This is a genomic window from Pantoea sp. MT58, from assembly GCF_014495885.1.
Classification (GTDB): Bacteria; Pseudomonadota; Gammaproteobacteria; order Enterobacterales; family Enterobacteriaceae; genus Pantoea; species Pantoea eucalypti.
This window is the reverse complement of record NZ_CP061083.1, coordinates 2,508,663-2,524,716: the sequence shown is the minus strand read 5'-3', so window position 1 is coordinate 2,524,716 and position 16,054 is coordinate 2,508,663. Positions and strand designations below refer to the sequence as shown.

Genomic DNA, 16,054 nt, shown 5'->3' with positions numbered 1-16,054 from the left:
GACCGGACGGGGCCGGTCTGCGGCGGGTATTATTTCAGATCGTCAACCATCTGAATAGCGCGGCCAATATAGTTTGCTGGCGTCATCTGCTTAAGACGGACTTTTTCTTCTTCTGGCAACGCCAGACTGTCGATAAACGCCTGCATACCAGCGGCATCCACGCGTTTACCACGCGTCAGCTCTTTCAACTTCTCATAAGGTTTTTCAATACCGTAACGGCGCATCACCGTCTGAATCGGTTCTGCCAGCACTTCCCAGTTGTGGTCCAGCTCATCCAGCAGGCGGTCACGGTTCACTTCCAGCTTCGAGATGCCTTTCAGGGTGGCCTGATAGGCGATCAGCGCATAACCGACGCCCACGCCGAGGTTACGCAGCACGGTGGAGTCGGTCAGATCGCGCTGCCAGCGTGAAACCGGCAGCTTGCTGGCCAGATGCTGCATGACAGCATTCGCGAGACCCAGATTGCCTTCCGAGTTTTCGAAGTCGATCGGGTTTACTTTATGCGGCATGGTGGATGAGCCGATCTCGCCCGCAATGGTTTTCTGTTTGAAATGGTTCAGCGCCACATAGCCCCAGATATCGCGATCGAAATCGATCAGGATGGTGTTAAAGCGGGCGATACAGTCGAACATCTCAGCGATATAGTCGTGCGGCTCAATCTGCGTGGTGTAGGGGTTCCACGTGATCCCCAGCGAGGTGACAAAGTTCTCGCTCAGTTCATGCCAGTCCACTTCCGGATAGGCGGCAATGTGGGCATTGTAGTTACCGACCGCGCCGTTGATTTTGCCCAGCACCTCGATCTGCTTCAGCTGACGTAACTGACGCTCCAGACGGTAAGCCACGTTAGCCATCTCTTTACCCATGGTCGACGGCGTGGCTGGCTGGCCGTGGGTGCGGGAGAGCAGCGGGATATCACGGTATTCGCTGGCAAGGCCTTTGACAGCGCTGATCAGCTGCTGCCAGTAGGGCAGGATGACGTCACAACGGGCGGTTTCCAGCATCAGCGCGTGCGACAGATTGTTAATATCTTCTGAAGTGCAGGCGAAGTGGATAAATTCAGAAACGGCGTGCAGGGCAGGCAGATCGGCGACTTTCTCTTTCAGGAAATACTCTACCGCTTTCACATCGTGGTTAGTGGTGCGCTCGATAGCTTTAATGCGTGCCGCATCATCTTCAGAAAAACCGGCGACAATCGCATCAAGGAAAGCGTTTGCGTCGGCATCAAATGCAGGAACTTCCTTGATCTCTGCGGTCCCGGCCAGTTTTTGTAACCAGCGAACTTCAACCTCAACGCGGAATTTCAGCAAACCGTATTCGCTGAAAATCGCACGCAGCGGGCTGACTTTATCGCCGTAACGACCATCGACAGGTGAAACGGCGGTCAGAGAGGATAATTCCATCAGTGCAACTCCTGAATCATTTAGCGTGTTTTGCCGCACCGACTTAGTAAGTCAGTGGCAGCCGGGATAAGAGGGTTTTTGCTTCACGCAGCAAACGCTGACGCGAGAACATCAGTTGCAGTCGGCCACCACCGACCTGCTGCCACAAGACAGCCGCACGGATACCTGCTAACAGCGTGGCGCGCACTTTACTCTGCACCTGCGTATTCTGCAGCACCGCAGGCGAACCGGTAACCTGAATACGTGGGCCAAGCGGGCTGATCACATCTACATAGATGGCCGCCATCGCGCTCAGTATGGTGTCGGACTCAAGTTCATAATGCGCCAGCTGGCGATCCAGCTGTGTAATGCGCTGTGCCAGTGTGGCCATGGCGGATTTACTGGCGCTAAGCTTGCGCTCCAGCACCATCATGCTCAGGGTATAACGCGTCAGTTCTGCGCCTGCGCCCTGGCGACTGCTGCTGTTCAGCACCGCCATCAGGGTTTCGAGCCCGAGGCGCAGGTTGGCTTCATTGTTACCAAACACCGCCAGCGTGGAGCCAGGATTAAGGTCCAGCACGCTGCGCAGCGACACGGTCAGTGCCTCTGGCTGGCAGTGACCCTGCTGAGCCAGCTGCTGCACCAGATGGGCGGACTGACAGATGCCCGCCAGCGCCAGCGTAATTTCCTGATAATTTTTCGCCACGGTTACTCCTGTTTACGCGTCATCAACGCGGGCTGTTCCCGCTTACTCCGCCACTAACGGCAGGCGCTGTTCGATAATACCGCCACCGAGGCAAACGTCACCAAGGTAAAACACCGCAGACTGACCCGGCGTGACCGCAGCGACGGGTTCATCGAAACGCACTTCAATGCGATCGTCGCCGTGTGGAATAATCTCACAGGGAATATCGGTCTGACGATAGCGGGTTTTCACGGTGCAGCGAAGCGGGGCGGTAATCGGCTGGCGATCAACCCAGTGCAACTGCTGTGCAATCAGGCCTACGGACATCAGCCGCGGATGATCGCCGCCCTGGGCGACAATCAGGCGGTTACGTGCCACATCTTTGTCGACAACATACCAGGGATCATCTTTGCTCTCTTTCAGGCCGCCAATCCCCAGGCCTTTGCGCTGTCCCAGAGTATGGTACATCAGCCCCTGATGTTCACCGACAATCTGGCCTTCCGTGGTTTCAATCTCGCCAGGCTGAGCGGGGAGATAGCGCGCCAGGAAGTCGCGGAATTTGCGTTCGCCGATAAAGCAGATGCCGGTAGAATCTTTCTTCTTCGCGGTGATCAGGTCCAGCTGTTCGGCAATGCGGCGCACTTCCGGTTTTTCCAGCTCGCCGACCGGGAACAGACTCTGGGCGATCTGCTGGTGGCTCAGCGTATAGAGGAAATAGCTCTGGTCTTTGTTGCCATCCAGACCGCGTAACAGCTGGCTCTGGCCGTCCACGTCATGGCGGCGCACGTAGTGACCTGTGGCGATGAAATCTGCGCCCAGGTCCTCTGCGGCGAACTCCAGGAACGCTTTGAATTTGATCTCTTTGTTGCAGAGAATATCGGGGTTAGGCGTGCGGCCCGCTTTGTACTCTTCGAGGAAATGCTCAAAGACGTTATCCCAGTATTCAGCCGCAAAGTTAACTTTGTGCAGCTTCATACCCAGCTTGTCGCAGACCGCTTGCGCATCCGCCAGATCGTCCGCGGCGGTACAATACTCCTCGCCATCGTCCTCCTCCCAGTTCTTCATGAACAGGCCTTCAACCTGGTAACCCTGCTGCTGCAGTAACCAGGCGGAAACGGAAGAATCGACGCCGCCGGACATACCGACGATCACTTTTTTCTGGCTGTTGTCAGACATGACACGCTCGCATTACGATAAAAAAACAGGCGGCGCATTCTATCATGCAGAAGGCAGGCGCGCACCCTCGTGAAACGGCCACTGGAACGGGCTGACAAGATGTAGCGGGTAGCGCGTGCCCTGTTGCCACAGCCGTACGCTTTCCGCAACCAGCGGCGAACGCAGGTTGGAGGCAGTGAGAATCTGCGCTGGCGGCAGCCACCAGCAACAATCGATGTCGCTGTCCTGCGGCTGGGTTGGTGCTTTCTCCGCCAGATCGACGCCAAATAAAAAACGCACAAAAGGCGTACTGTCGGGCGCGATCCACTGGTTTATTCCGATGAAATAGTGCATCGAAGCGGCGATGCCGGTCTCTTCATAGAGTTCACGTTCGGCAGCTTCCAGCAGCGTTTCATCCGCTTCGAGATGTCCGGCTGGCTGGTTCCAGGTGGCACGACCGTTAATCGTCTCTTCTACCACCAGCAGTTCACCTTCAGCCTGAACCAGACAGGCGACAGTAACATGAGGTTTAAACATCTCTTCTCCGCAATTGTTAACCTGAGGTTATAAAAGATAGAAGCTCAAGGTGCAATATTGCTGAGTTCGCGCCATGCACCGGGAGCCAGATCGTCGAGTGAATACTGTCCCATCGCGTAGCGAATTAACCGTAAGGTGGGGAAACCAATATGGGCTGTCATCCGGCGTACCTGACGATTACGGCCTTCATACAGTGTGACTTTCAGCCACTGCGTCGGGATATTTTTACGTTCGCGGATCGGCGGCTGACGTGGCCAAAGCCACTGAGGCTCAGGCACTTTCTCTATGCCAGCGGGCAGGGTCATGCCATCTTTAAGATTAACCCCATCCCGCAGCGGCTGCAGATCCGCCTCCTGTGGCTCGCCTTCTACCTGCACATAATAGACCTTGCCGGTCCGTTTACCAGGCTGCGTCAGCGCGGCCTGCAGCGCGCCGTCGTTGGTCAGCACCATCAAACCTTCACTGTCGCGATCGAGGCGGCCTGCGGCATAGACTTCTGCGACGCTGACAAAATCTTTCAGGGTGCGGCGACCTGCTTCATCGGTGAATTGTGGCAGCACGTCGAACGGTTTGTTAAACAAAATCACACGGCGCGGCATCGCAGGGCGAGCAGGGGGGCGTCGCGCATCACGCGTCGGGCGGCTGAATCGTTTATCCTGGTGAATTCGTTGAGTTGTTTTTCGCATGGGCTTTGCAGTCAGAGACAATCGGCGCATTATAACGTGAAATTGCGGTGATTGGCGTGGCCGAAATATTCAAGTAGTATTGACGCGCATCTTACAAATCATTAACAAACGCCCAGGAGAGGTTAATGGAAAGCAAAGTAGTTGTTCCGGCGGAAGGTCAGAAAATCACCCTGAATCAGGGCAAGCTTACCGTGCCAAACAATCCAGTCATTCCTTACATTGAGGGTGACGGTATCGGTGTTGATGTTTCCCCGGTCATGCTGAAAGTCGTCGACGCGGCGGTGAAGAAAGCCTACAACGGCGAGCGTAAAATCTCCTGGATGGAGATTTACACCGGTGAGAAGTCAGTTGAACTCTACGGCCAGGACGTCTGGCTGCCACAGGAAACGCTCGACTTAATCAAAGAATATCGCGTGGCCATCAAAGGCCCACTGACCACCCCGGTCGGCGGCGGTATTCGTTCACTGAACGTGGCACTGCGTCAGGAGCTTGACCTCTACGTCTGCCTGCGTCCTGTACGTTACTACAAAGGCACGCCAAGCCCGGTTAAACGCCCTGAAGAGACCGACATGGTGATCTTCCGTGAAAACTCCGAAGATATCTATGCGGGTATCGAGTGGAAAGCGGGCTCTGCCGAAGCGGACAAAGTGATCAAGTTCCTGCGCGAAGAGATGGGCGTGAAGAAAATTCGCTTCCCTGAGCAGTGCGGTATCGGCGTTAAGCCGTGTTCAGAAGCGGGTACCAAACGTCTGGTACGCGCGGCAGTAGAATACACCATCACCAACGATCGTGATTCACTGACCCTGGTTCACAAAGGCAACATCATGAAGTTCACCGAAGGCTCTTTCAAAGACTGGGGATACCAGTTAGTGAAAGAAGAGTTCGGCGGCGAACTGATCGACGGCGGCCCGTGGATGAAGTTTAAGAACCCGAACACCGGCAAAGAGATCATCGTTAAAGATGTGATTGCTGATGCGTTCCTGCAACAGATCCTGCTGCGTCCGGCAGAATATGATGTTATCGCCTGTATGAACCTGAACGGTGACTACATCTCTGACGCCCTGGCGGCGCAGGTTGGCGGTATCGGTATCGCCCCAGGCGCGAACATCGGTGACGAATGTGCACTGTTCGAAGCAACCCACGGTACAGCACCTAAGTATGCTGGTCAGGATAAAGTGAACCCAGGTTCAGTCATTCTGTCAGCGGAAATGATGCTGCGTCACATGGAGTGGTTCGAAGCGGCTGACCTGATTGTTAAAGGTGTTGAAGGCGCTATCGCTAACAAGACCGTGACTTACGATTTCGAACGCCTGATGGATGGCGCTAAGCTGCTGAAATGTTCAGAGTTTGGTGACGCGATCATCGAAAATATGTAATGTCTGCCTGAGCCAGCATAGCGTTCAACGCTGTGCTGGTTTTTTTGTTTCTGCTTTCACCCCTCGCGCTTTCTTCCGCATCATTTTTAGTCATAACAGATTCAGCAGACGCACGCTTTAAAGACGCAGAAAACCCACCGGCATTTATTGCTTTCGCACCGCATGCTGCAGGTGTCTTTTCAGGTAAGTGTGTGGATGAATCATTTATCGCTGCGTATCACGGTAATATTTCTATACGTTCCTCTGCCTGATTACACGGTAAAAGAAACACCGCGATCGTCAATCTTCCCTCCAGCATCATCTGAATAATGATTAATGAAATAGCGTACTCAGAGAAAAGTTTTCAGAACGTTAAATAGTTAATGACGCTGAATATCTTTCGCCTTTTTTCTGCTCAGGTTTTGCCGGCGTTATAAGTGGGTAATTAATTCATAGTCATGAAGTCATGTCTGAAAAAATTCATTGCGTGTTTGTTGGCATTGAGTTTTGAAGTGTTATTTACTTTTTCAATCAACAGTCCGGCTAATGAATCAGTCAGAGAACGGGATTTTAAAATGGCCAATGTCTTTCCAGAATATCGTGACTATTGAACCAACCTCAATCTGCGCTGACTAATTTGCTGACTTGTGCCGTTACGTTAACGCGTTCAGAACGTTGAATGGGCAAGTCTTACTTTAATTCAGCCAGTACGGCGTAGCCTGTGCGCAGAGGATGTCAGATATGCGGGTTTTAATTATTTGTCGGGATAATATTGGCGACACGTTACTGACCACGCCGCTCATTAGTGCGCTGGCGCAATCTGGCCAGCATCAGGTCGATGTGCTGACCAACAATTACGCTGCGCCCGTGTTGCAGCATAATCCCGATATCCGGCAGCTCTTCTTTTACACCAAGCTGCATCACCGCGAGGCAGGGCAGAGCCGGCTGGCTTGTGTTTTACAGCGACTGAAGCTGATGCTGACCCTGAAAAAGCAACGTTATGACGCTGTGATTCTGGCAAAAAGCCGCTGGGATCAGCACGGTATGAAGTGGGTTAAAACGGTGCGGCCCACCAGAGTGATTGCTTTAGGTGAACAGTCGCATCCGCTAATTACCGATCTGTTGCCCCCGCCGGGCAAGTCTCCGTGTCATATCAGCGAAACCCTGTTCAGTCTGGGGCGGCCCTTCAGTCTCAGCGCCATAGCGCCGGGCAAACTGACGCTGTTGCCGGATACGGCAATTGCCGCCAGCCTGCGTGATACCTGTGCGATTGATTCCACTGTGCCGGTCTATGCCTTACAGATCAGCGCCCGTAAGCCGAGCCAGCAGTGGGAAGCCACCCGATTTGCCGAACTGGCTGAAAAGATTGCAACGCGGCATGCCTGTCAGATTATGCTGCTGTGGTCACCCGGCAGTCGCGATAATCCGCGTCATCCAGGTGATGACGAAAAAGCGCATGAAATTATGGCGCTCTGCCCGCACCTGCCGATCAAGGCGGTGTCAACCACCAGCCTGCCGCAGCTGATTGCAGCCATGTCGTTGTGTCAGGGGCTGGTGAGCAGTGATGGTGGGGCAATGCACATTGGTGCCGCGCTGGGATTACCGGTGGTGGCGCTGTTTGGCGACAGCGATCCGGCGTGCTGGCATCCGTGGCAGGTTAACTATCAGGTTTTGCAACCAGCGTCACGTGAGGTCAACGCGCTGAGCAGTCGCGAAGTTTATGACGCCTTCGTCCAGACCATTATTCCCTAATCATTTTCAGGCCAGTGTCCCTGTCTGGCTGCTTCACACAGCATGGCAACGGTTAATGGACAATATGTGCCTGCGCTGAACCACCGGTCAGGCAGGAAGCGCCGCGGGGCAGAGGCCGGAAAATAGCGCGCTTCATTGTAGTGCTCTGCGCTGACGCCAAAAGTGCTAAAGAAATCGCTCATCAGAAGGGCAAACTCTACCTCATTCAGCGGTAATTGCTGCAGATGAAAATTTCTCCGATCCACTTTCCGGAACCAGCCCAGCGTGGTTGGCTGATTGTGATACTCAATCAGCACAACAATGGCTTGAGAAAAATCGTTCATTAACCCACCAGCTTAGCCACGGCCTGCCCGACCTCTTCGACCCTGATATTTGCCATCGGATGCTGTGACGCCGTTTTATCCGGACGATGAATGATAATGTGGCGATCGCTGTCCTGGCATGGGCCGGTATAGCGAGGATTGGCGGTTGAGAACAGGCTAACCGTTGGCGTCTGCGCTGCTACGGCGATGTGCAGTGGACCGGTATCACCGGTGACCAGCAGGTCCAGTGTGCGAATCAGGTTAATCAACCCGCTGAGATTAGTTTTCCCTGCCATGGATGTAACATTCTTACGGTAGTCCAGCGGCAGGCTTTCGATAAATTTCCGCTCCAGCGGCTGTTCAGCGGCGGTACCCGTAATGATAATCTCAGTGTCGGGCCAGCGTTCCAGCAGGGTCATTGCCAGCTGCTGGAAAGAGGCCAGCGGCCAGCGGCGAATATCTTTCGATGCGCCCAACTGAAAACCAATACGGCGATGGTTAGCTTTAGGGGGCAGGCTGCTATTCGTCTCGGGCAGATGCATCCGGGTCTGCTCGGTCTCTGCACCCAGGGCTTCAATCAGTTTCAGCTTACGCTTGATGGTATGGTCGTCAAAATAGCCTGAATAGTGATTCAGATATTTATTTAACACAGGCGACTCGCTGCCATAATGGTCGCGCACAATGACCTTACTGCCCGTCAGTACTGAACTCATAATATCGTAGGGGAAATGGGCGTGTAATATGACTGAGAGGTCAGGTTTGTGGCGACGCAGTTTGAAAAACAGCGGCAGGAAATTCGCAATTTTGTTATCCCATATATAGATCCTGTCAAACCAATCATAACGGCTGACAAGGTCTTTATTTTTCTTGCTGGAGACCAGAACAAATTTGCTCTCAGGATAGTGCTTTTTCAGGCTACAGATAGCCGGGGTGTTCATCAGGAAATCCCCCAGCGCTGTCGTGGAGTAGATCACCACCGTATCGGGCGTCAGCGTCTTAAGGTCCTGAGGTTTTTTTCTGGTGGAAAATCGAGAATAAAGCGTTAAAAGTCGGTCTATCAGATAAATCTTTTTTTTCTTCACGTCAGAATTCTCTTGAACTTAATAATGTTATTAAAATGAAAATATTATGGAGTGTTAGAGATTGACGCTACAGATAAAGTTCATTAATACGGAATGTTTTTCTGAGCCGTTGAATTTTCGTTTGAACTTTGGCCGATTTTTTTACTTAAATAAAAATGCAATTTAATTATTTGTGATCAAATTGAAATTTTCTGGGAAGTTTTATTAATGAATTAGGCAGGTTTTAATTTCAGGCAGGACTACTAGCAGATTAATCATTAGCGAAGATATTTTATGTGACTGAGGAATAATACAACGCCATGAATGAACCCCGGCATAGGTGCCGGGGCTGGGAATTATGACTGAGGCTGCCCCACGGGTCCGGCGCCCAGCGTACCGCCCGGTGAAGACTGACCGCTTGGCGCATGAGGACGGCCATCCGCTTTAATCGCGTCGCTCCTCTGTGAGCAGCCTGCCAGAGAGGTAAACGTCGCTGCAACCAGCAGCAGAGCAGAAAGTGTTTTCATAAGGTCACCTTGATGTTGTCAGAAACAGAACGTAACTCAACGCTGAGTCTCCCGGCACGCTGACCTGAAAAGGCTTATCTTTCAGATATATCTCAGCTGGCGAGACGCGTCGGAGCAAAAAAAACGGAAGCGCGCGGCTTCCGTTCTGTTGGCGTTCAGCGGGTTTACTTGCGGCCCAGCAGGAAGCCGATAAATACGCCAACGCCTGCAGCAACGGCCAGACCGGCGACAGGATTAGACTGAACCTGATCGCGGATAGTTTCAGCAGCGTCGCGGGCAGCATAGGTTGCCTGGTTGGTGTAACGGCGTGCTGCGCCTTTAGCCTGATGCTCAGATGAACCGGTTGCTGCACCCCATTGTTCCTGAACTGCGCCAGCGGCTTCTTTTACTTTATCTTCGATTTTTCCTGACATTTATTGCTCCTTGGTTATGAGTGAGACCCTCAAAGCGTAGCAAAGATAGTGAATTCTGCTCTTCCAGCGGGAGATTTAGGGCTAAGAAATCATTTCTGGCTGTTAATGGCGTGGTGTTTGCGGGCCAGCCATTTCCTGTCTGGCCTTTGAAAAGGCGGCACAGGAAGCCACAGCCGGAGGAGAAGCGATGAAACGTGATACACTGAATGATGATGACTATGAAGAAGTCTGCCGGGTGATTGGTGATGCGGTGATTGTGCTGATGGAGCGCGGTCATGACACCCGCCGTGGCGAAATCTATGACCTGCTAAAACGTACGCGCCAGCAGCGCGCCCATAGTGAACGGGATGAACAGCGGAGGCTGGATCATGCCATCCGGCTGGTCAAACCCGACGTATAGTGGGGGAGCGCCGCGCTACTGCAGCAGCACGCCCTGAATCAGGCTGGCCTCAACAAGGGTGACCTGATCTATTTTCAGCGCCTGCATAAACCCTTCCACCAGTAACAGATTGCTGACGTCGGTGGCGCGGTAGTCACCCGACAGTTCACTGTCGCCTTTCCAGACCTGTTGCTGCGAAAGCTGCTGTAATTCCGTCAGCGTATAGCGATGGGGTTTTCCCGGTAACTGATTGCGGATCGAAAAACCGTGTACGCCTCCAATGCCAATGACCCGACGACCCGCCACATCCTGTTTAATCTGCGGGCTGACCTCATTCGTCGCGTAAAACTGCACAAAGCGCAGCACCGACGGCCGCCAGGAGCCAATTGGGTTAGGGGAGCTGACCTGCGGGCTATTCTTCAGCACCGTCAGAATAAAGTTCTTTAACGTTACCGAGGCCAGCTTACCCTGATAGATATCGGCTACCAGCTTGCCGGACTGCTGTCGCCAGGCGGTCATCTGCATCGACCCGCCGCCAATATCCCAGACCAGTAACTGCTCATCACGGATTGCCGGATAGTTAAGCGCGGCTTTAGCGGAAAGGAAACCGAGTTTCGCTTCCTGCTCTTGCGAGATGATGTTGATTTCCGCACCGGTCTGACGCTGCAACTGTTCAATGACTGCCTGACCGTTACTGGCGTTGCGGAACACCGCCGTGGCGACGCCGCTGATTCGCTGTGGATGAAAGCGCTTTGCGTGCGCAACAAGCTGCTGCAGTGCGGCTACGCCTTCCTGTGTTATCGCCGGATTGAGCTGGTTATCTGCTGAATGCGCTAATGCATCGTTCCAGGCCACGGCGCGCTGATCCTGATACAGCACTTTTTCAATGCGTAGCTGGCAGACGTTGACGCGTGCAACCGCAACTTTCGTGGTGCCAGAACCGATATCCAGGCCGGCGCGAATTTGCTGGCAACGATCGGCCTGGGCAGCGGCGGCAAAAAACAGCGAGCAGACGAATGTAAAAGCAGACAGCGCAGCAGAACGCATAGCGACTCCGGAAGCAAAGAGGATCAGCGTGAACGAGCGGCAACGCAGGCCGGATAGACGCTCACCAGAAAATGACGAAGATGATCAAAACACCATTCGGCGTCATCCGCCTGAGGACAATAGAACTGAATAGTGATTTTTTCGTAATCGCGCTGACGCTGGCGCAGCGGTGACCAGCTCCAGTCGAGTACAGAACGGGCATAATTGACCAGGCTCTCTGCGGGCATCTGATGCTGCTTCTCCTGCCCGGCCAGATAACGGTAGAAGCTCGCCTCCAGCTGCAATGCCTCCTCGTGCCCGTGTTGCGGAAGATCGGGTCGAAAGGCCACATCGATAAAACCGCAGATAGCATCAGCCTGCTGCTGCCAGTCACAAGCCAGCGTCATAAACAGCCCTTCCTGCAGATTGATCTCTTCGACCAGCCGCCGAAGATTTACTGAGCGGTTCAGCACCGCGATCTCCTCAAGCCGACCGGTTTCCAGCGTCAGATCAAAACCACACGGATTCACTGAGCCATCTGCATTGCGGGTGGCGGAGAAGGGGAAGTCAATATAACCGTTGTTATCCAGACGCTTTTCCATCGGAGGGACCTGCTGCTTGACGTTTCCTGACAATAAACGATCTGGCAGCAGGATTCATCCCTTATGGACAGGTCCAGGTGATTTGGGTGTCCTGATAAGGATTAATCAGGCGGAACTGCTTATCTGACAAGCGTTGCGCATAGTAACCTTCAGGCGTAACGGCGGAGGGAACATATTTAAATCGATCCAGCGACTGCAGCGGACCACTCTTCACGCTGACATTCTCACGGGTCACCGTGAAGCTGTTAACCAGGTCAAAAATCACGCCCTGAGTTTCCCCCATCGACTGACCATAAATTGTCGAGACCTCACCTGGGCACTCCACCCCTTTCGGGCCAGATGAACATCCAGTCATCATCGTGATGAGGATAAACATGCTTAGTCGCATCATGATTTTCTACCTGCTTCAATCCCTGGGCGTTTTATGACACCGCGTCTTTCCTGCGGCGCCACTAATGACTTAATCATAGCAGTTTCCACTACGCTTTCTGTTTGAGATTTGTTTAATCGTTAAGCAACAGGAATGTAAAAGGGTGACTTTGCTTATCAATAAACGTTATTCTTGGCTCCTTTGCGCACCACTTAGGCAAATCCAGGGATAAATGATGAAAGAAGAAGAAGCAAGTCTAATGATTATTCGCCATGCAGTTGACCAGCTTGAAGCCGATAAGAAGCAACAAGTGATCGCCTGCTCAGCGGATATTCGTGCAGCAATGCAGGCTTACGATAGCGAGAATGCGGGGCTGGCGCTGATGTTAGTGGCGGCCGAGGTGGCGGCTGAATAATCCTTATCCGGCCAGTATGGCTGCCTGTCTGACTGGCCGGATTACTTTATCTTTTCTCAACTTTCAGCTTTTTGCGCACACCGATTCCATTTTTTAATGGTCTTGGTGTCAATCCCTCATTACCCTCCTGCGATCGTTAATATGTTAAGCTAGAAATTCTTAGTAAAATCAGCGGAGACACAGCATGAAGGCAGCGTTAATTGCCCTGGGCCTGCTGGCCTGTCACATTGCACCCGCCTGGAGCGAAACCGAATTTCAGCTTAACTGCCCTGGCAGGGCGACCATGACCGTTTCACGTGCTGAATATGGTTTAACCACCCTCATGTGGCCAGAAAATCATTTCCAGATTGCGGCCGGTCAGCAGCGTACCCGTCTGGAAGCGGGCGATAAGGTGGCGATTACCCGATTTCGCAACGGCGATCAGCTGATTGTAAACCAGCGCACTCAAGCCAGTTTCTTTGTCTATCACGACAGCGATAAACTGCTGCCCTGTAGCCGCACCGAAAAACGCGATGTGGATGCGCTGAGCCTGGAGCGCTATGACGATCGTCAGCGTTCCGACAGTTAACCGCCCTGGAGCCACTATGCAACCTGAGATTACCGATAACGTCACCGCGCAGGACCTGGATGAAGTCAGACTGGGTCTGACTGCGTTCAACAGCAAATATATTAATACTGATGAGATCAGGTCGATCGGCGTGTTTATTCGTGATGACCAGGGCAGAAAGCTGGCCGGGCTGACCGGATCAACCGCCGGAAACTGGCTGCGGATTGATATGCTGTGGGTGAGTGAGGCGCTACGCGGGCAGGGGGCGGGCAGCAAGCTGATGCAGGCGGCAGAGCAGGAGGCGCGGGATCGCGGCTGTCGTTTTGCGCAGGTGGATACCGCCAGTTTTCAGGCGCGACCGTTTTATGAAAAGCTCGGCTATACGCTGCGCTTCAGTCTGGATAACTATCCACGGCATCACCAGCGCCACTATCTGACGAAAGCCCTGTAATCAAAACAAGGGTTGCTGACGCAAATCCAGCGGATTCTGTTCAGCCTCATCAATCGCCGCCAGCCAGCTCTGCAGCGTGACCTTTTTCCAGGAAAGATGTCCACGCGTAGTGCTCATCAGCACCACGTCAGGACGCAGCGATCGATAAAACTCCAGCGTTTGACTCAGCTCAGCCAGATTACTGTCCGGCACCAGCACCGTGACCCACTGATCATGAGAACGTGTCACGGTGTCGCCGACAAACAGATAGGTCAGCCCCAGCGGCGAGGTATAGAGATAACTGCAACTGCCTGGTGTGTGTCCTGGCGTTGACAGTAATTGAAAATCCCCGAAGTGCGTCTCGTGCTGTGAAAAGGTGTCGTCAGGTTCAGCAAAACGGCTTATCGCTCCCAGCGACCGGCTATGGCAGTAAAGCGCGCTACTAAAGCGTTGCTGAATCACCGCCGCGCCGGGCGCAGATTCGTGCCAGTGGGTCAGATAGTGGCGGATGACGCCGCCGCTATCGGCGATGACTTCATGATCAAGCGGGTTTTCTACACGGCCAATCAGCAGATTGCCGCGCGGGTGACGCAGCATAAAGCCATGCATCATCAGGTCGTTAACGGCATCTTCCACCGGAAATTCCGGGGTCGAGATCCACAAATCGTCATACAACGGCTTCAATGTCGATCTCCTGAAACGTACTTTATTCCCGCAGGACGGGGTGGCCGGTTGCCTGTAAATGGGCGTGGCCCTGACTGACCGCTAATCGTGCGCGGGTACCCAGCGGCAGTGTGACGGTGTCAGCAGCATGACCAAAATCTAATCCACTGATCACTGGCAAACCACTGATGTCACGCACGTGTTGCCAGACGGTCTCGAAATTAAACCCATTGTCATACTCTGACAGAGCCGTGCTGGTGAAGCTGCCTGTGACGATCGCCCGCTGGCGCGCCAGAATGCCGCTTTGCTGCAACTGAATGAGCATGCGCTCAATGCGGAACGGATGTTCATTCACATCTTCGATCACCAGAATGCCGTTCTCAATCTGTGGCATCCACGGCGTGCCAATCAGTGAGCAGATCATCGCCAGATTTCCGCCCCACAGCGTACCCTGCCATTCGCCCTGATCTGGCGTTTCACTCTGCCATTTCACCTCTACTGTAGGCGATGTTAGTGCCCGCCAGAAGTGGTGGAGGGTAAATTCAGATAAGGTCGCGGCGCCGAAATTACCCGCCAGCATGGGGGCGCTGAAGGTAATCAGGCCGACCTGCGCCAGTAACGCCAGCTGAATCACGGTGAAGTCGCTGTGGCCACACAGCGCTACTGGCTGATTCATCAGACGGCGCTGCAGGCCGATGTAGTCGATGGATTCCAGTAACCGGCTGGCCCCATAACCGCCTCGCACTGCCAGCACGATATCGGGCAGGGTGCTCAGGCTGGCAAGCTGATTGATATCCGCCAGGCGTTCTGCATCTGTTCCCGCAAAGCGCTGAAAACGGCGGGTGATCACCTGTTCGTTCTCTATCTGATGGCCCGCCGCACGCAGGCGCGCAATAGCCTGCTGCGCCGCAGGTTGGTTGTGACAGTAACCGGAGGGGGAGATAAGACGAACTGAACGTGAAATCATCATACTTTCCTGCTGTTGGCGGCTGACTAACGGCGATGATGGCGAAAAGCCTCGCTGAAGTCACGGTACGCGCCGCATTTTAGTGCATTTAGGATAAACGGTAATTTTGCTCTCAGGCTGCCTGGGTATGATAGCATTCGCCACAACAGCTAAGAGACGAAAAATTGCTGAAAATCCGACACCTTATACTCCCGGCGTTACTCCTGACCGGCTGTGCCAGCGAGCCACCGCATCAGGTCGTTAAGCAACGCAACACGCCATTAACTCAGGCACCCCCGTCCAGCGTCAATGGGACCTGGGCAATGTTTACCGAAGATGCCGCCAGTCATTATGGCGTTGATGAGAAGTTGATCAGCGCCATTATCAGTGTCGAGTCGGGAGGAAATCCGGGCGTGGTGAGCCGTTCTAATGCGGTGGGTCTCATGCAGATTAAAGCGTCAACTGCCGGGCGCGAGGTCTATCGCACACTGGGCCGTCGTGGTCAGCCATCGAATGCTGAGTTGCGCGATCCGGCCAAAAATATTGATATCGGCACCGCCTACATCCGTATTCTGCAGAATTCAGCACTGTCAGGCATTCGTGATCCGCTGACACTGCGTTATGCCACCATCGTCTCTTATGCCAACGGTGCAGGGGCGTTGCTGAGGACGTTTTCCAGCGATCGCGATCGGGCCATTGCGATGATTAATTCCATGTCCCCGGATGAGTTTTATCAGCACGTACAGAAAAAGCATCCGGCGGCGCAGGCACCGCGCTATCTCTGGAAAGTGACCACAGCCTACCGTACAATCTGATGGCGTGTG

At 53.5% G+C, this 16,054-nt stretch carries 21 protein-coding genes; 7 read left to right on the top strand and 14 right to left on the bottom strand.

Going from position 1 to position 16,054, the window contains the following annotated elements:
• Positions 1-29: 29 nt before the first annotated feature.
• The 5 genes from purB to rluE are packed head-to-tail and all read right to left on the bottom strand — an operon-like array spanning position 30 to position 4,463.
• Positions 30-1,400 (bottom strand): adenylosuccinate lyase, encoded by a 1,371-nt coding sequence (purB, locus tag IAI47_RS11925; RefSeq protein ID WP_008925945.1) that lies wholly within the window; start codon positions 1,398-1,400, stop codon positions 30-32.
• 43 nt (positions 1,401-1,443) lie between these two features.
• Positions 1,444-2,085: a high frequency lysogenization protein HflD gene (gene hflD / locus IAI47_RS11920; protein ID WP_008925946.1), complete on the bottom strand. Its 642-nt coding sequence runs from the start codon at positions 2,083-2,085 to the stop codon at positions 1,444-1,446.
• Between the two features lie 42 nt (positions 2,086-2,127).
• Entirely contained in the window at positions 2,128-3,240 is a 1,113-nt protein-coding gene (mnmA, locus tag IAI47_RS11915) for a tRNA 2-thiouridine(34) synthase MnmA (protein WP_003849832.1), read from the bottom strand.
• Positions 3,241-3,282: 42 nt separating this feature from the next.
• A complete protein-coding gene (locus tag IAI47_RS11910; RefSeq protein WP_003849831.1) occupies positions 3,283-3,756 on the bottom strand; it encodes an NUDIX domain-containing protein in 474 nt (157 codons plus the stop codon).
• A gap of 44 nt (positions 3,757-3,800) precedes the next feature.
• Positions 3,801-4,463, bottom strand: a complete 663-nt coding sequence (gene rluE, locus IAI47_RS11905) for a 23S rRNA pseudouridine(2457) synthase RluE (protein WP_219848843.1) — start codon at positions 4,461-4,463, stop codon at positions 3,801-3,803.
• 104 nt (positions 4,464-4,567) lie between these two features.
• Between rluE and icd the strand changes: the two genes are divergently transcribed.
• Positions 4,568-5,818 (top strand): NADP-dependent isocitrate dehydrogenase, encoded by a 1,251-nt coding sequence (gene icd / locus IAI47_RS11900; RefSeq protein WP_008925947.1) that lies wholly within the window; start codon positions 4,568-4,570, stop codon positions 5,816-5,818.
• Between the two features lie 720 nt (positions 5,819-6,538).
• Entirely contained in the window at positions 6,539-7,549 is a 1,011-nt protein-coding gene (locus IAI47_RS11895) for a glycosyltransferase family 9 protein (protein ID WP_008925948.1), read from the top strand.
• On the opposite strand, the gene IAI47_RS11890 is transcribed toward IAI47_RS11895, so the two are convergent.
• The 4 genes from IAI47_RS11890 to IAI47_RS11875 all read right to left on the bottom strand — a co-directional run bounded on the left by IAI47_RS11890 (position 7,546) and on the right by IAI47_RS11875 (position 9,852).
• Complete coding sequence (locus tag IAI47_RS11890; RefSeq protein ID WP_008925949.1) at positions 7,546-7,872, bottom strand: DUF1493 family protein; 327 nt, start codon at positions 7,870-7,872, stop codon at positions 7,546-7,548. The genes IAI47_RS11895 and IAI47_RS11890 overlap by 4 nt on opposite strands.
• The gene (locus IAI47_RS11885) at positions 7,872-8,933 is read right to left on the bottom strand and encodes a glycosyltransferase family 9 protein (RefSeq protein WP_003851422.1); all 1,062 of its coding nucleotides are present in this window, start codon (positions 8,931-8,933) and stop codon (positions 7,872-7,874) included. The genes IAI47_RS11890 and IAI47_RS11885 overlap by 1 nt, the downstream gene beginning before the upstream one ends.
• 335 nt (positions 8,934-9,268) lie before the next feature.
• Positions 9,269-9,439, bottom strand: coding sequence for a hypothetical protein (locus IAI47_RS11880; RefSeq protein ID WP_003851420.1), 171 nt, complete (start codon positions 9,437-9,439; stop codon positions 9,269-9,271).
• A 164-nt stretch (positions 9,440-9,603) separates the two neighbouring features.
• A complete protein-coding gene (locus IAI47_RS11875) occupies positions 9,604-9,852 on the bottom strand; it encodes a YqjD family protein (protein ID WP_003851418.1) in 249 nt (82 codons plus the stop codon).
• A 187-nt stretch (positions 9,853-10,039) separates the two neighbouring features.
• Between IAI47_RS11875 and IAI47_RS11870 the strand changes: the two genes are divergently transcribed.
• On the top strand, positions 10,040-10,252 hold the full coding sequence (locus IAI47_RS11870) for a DUF2767 family protein (RefSeq protein WP_008925950.1): 213 nt from the start codon (positions 10,040-10,042) through the stop codon (positions 10,250-10,252).
• A 15-nt stretch (positions 10,253-10,267) separates the two neighbouring features.
• Here IAI47_RS11870 and IAI47_RS11865 read toward each other — a convergent pair whose 3' ends face one another.
• The 3 genes from IAI47_RS11865 to IAI47_RS11855 form a co-directional block, all read right to left on the bottom strand.
• On the bottom strand, positions 10,268-11,278 hold the full coding sequence (locus IAI47_RS11865) for a Ppx/GppA phosphatase family protein (RefSeq protein WP_008925951.1): 1,011 nt from the start codon (positions 11,276-11,278) through the stop codon (positions 10,268-10,270).
• Positions 11,279-11,301: 23 nt separating this feature from the next.
• Positions 11,302-11,859, bottom strand: a complete 558-nt coding sequence (locus IAI47_RS11860) for a hypothetical protein (protein WP_008925952.1) — start codon at positions 11,857-11,859, stop codon at positions 11,302-11,304.
• 61 nt (positions 11,860-11,920) lie between these two features.
• On the bottom strand, positions 11,921-12,250 hold the full coding sequence (locus IAI47_RS11855) for a hypothetical protein (protein ID WP_008925953.1): 330 nt from the start codon (positions 12,248-12,250) through the stop codon (positions 11,921-11,923).
• A gap of 214 nt (positions 12,251-12,464) precedes the next feature.
• Between IAI47_RS11855 and IAI47_RS11850 the strand changes: the two genes are divergently transcribed.
• From IAI47_RS11850 to IAI47_RS11840, 3 genes are all read left to right on the top strand, one after another.
• A complete protein-coding gene (locus IAI47_RS11850) occupies positions 12,465-12,644 on the top strand; it encodes a hypothetical protein (RefSeq protein WP_003851407.1) in 180 nt (59 codons plus the stop codon).
• 184 nt (positions 12,645-12,828) lie between these two features.
• Positions 12,829-13,212 carry a hypothetical protein gene (locus IAI47_RS11845; protein WP_003851405.1) on the top strand — a complete coding sequence of 128 codons (384 nt, stop codon included), beginning with the start codon at positions 12,829-12,831 and terminating at the stop codon, positions 13,210-13,212.
• A gap of 16 nt (positions 13,213-13,228) precedes the next feature.
• Positions 13,229-13,642: an N-acetyltransferase gene (locus IAI47_RS11840; protein ID WP_003851403.1), complete on the top strand. Its 414-nt coding sequence runs from the start codon at positions 13,229-13,231 to the stop codon at positions 13,640-13,642.
• Here the strand turns inward: IAI47_RS11840 and IAI47_RS11835 are convergent, their stop codons facing one another.
• Together IAI47_RS11835 and ldcA are read right to left on the bottom strand one after the other, a co-directional pair.
• Positions 13,643-14,305, bottom strand: a complete 663-nt coding sequence (locus IAI47_RS11835; RefSeq protein ID WP_008925955.1) for an MBL fold metallo-hydrolase — start codon at positions 14,303-14,305, stop codon at positions 13,643-13,645.
• Positions 14,306-14,327: 22 nt separating this feature from the next.
• Positions 14,328-15,251, bottom strand: coding sequence for a muramoyltetrapeptide carboxypeptidase (ldcA, locus tag IAI47_RS11830; RefSeq protein ID WP_008925956.1), 924 nt, complete (start codon positions 15,249-15,251; stop codon positions 14,328-14,330).
• A 164-nt stretch (positions 15,252-15,415) separates the two neighbouring features.
• On the opposite strand from ldcA, the gene emtA reads away from it, so the two are divergent.
• Positions 15,416-16,045 (top strand): membrane-bound lytic murein transglycosylase EmtA, encoded by a 630-nt coding sequence (gene emtA, locus IAI47_RS11825; protein WP_003851398.1) that lies wholly within the window; start codon positions 15,416-15,418, stop codon positions 16,043-16,045.
• Positions 16,046-16,054: the final 9 nt, after the last annotated feature.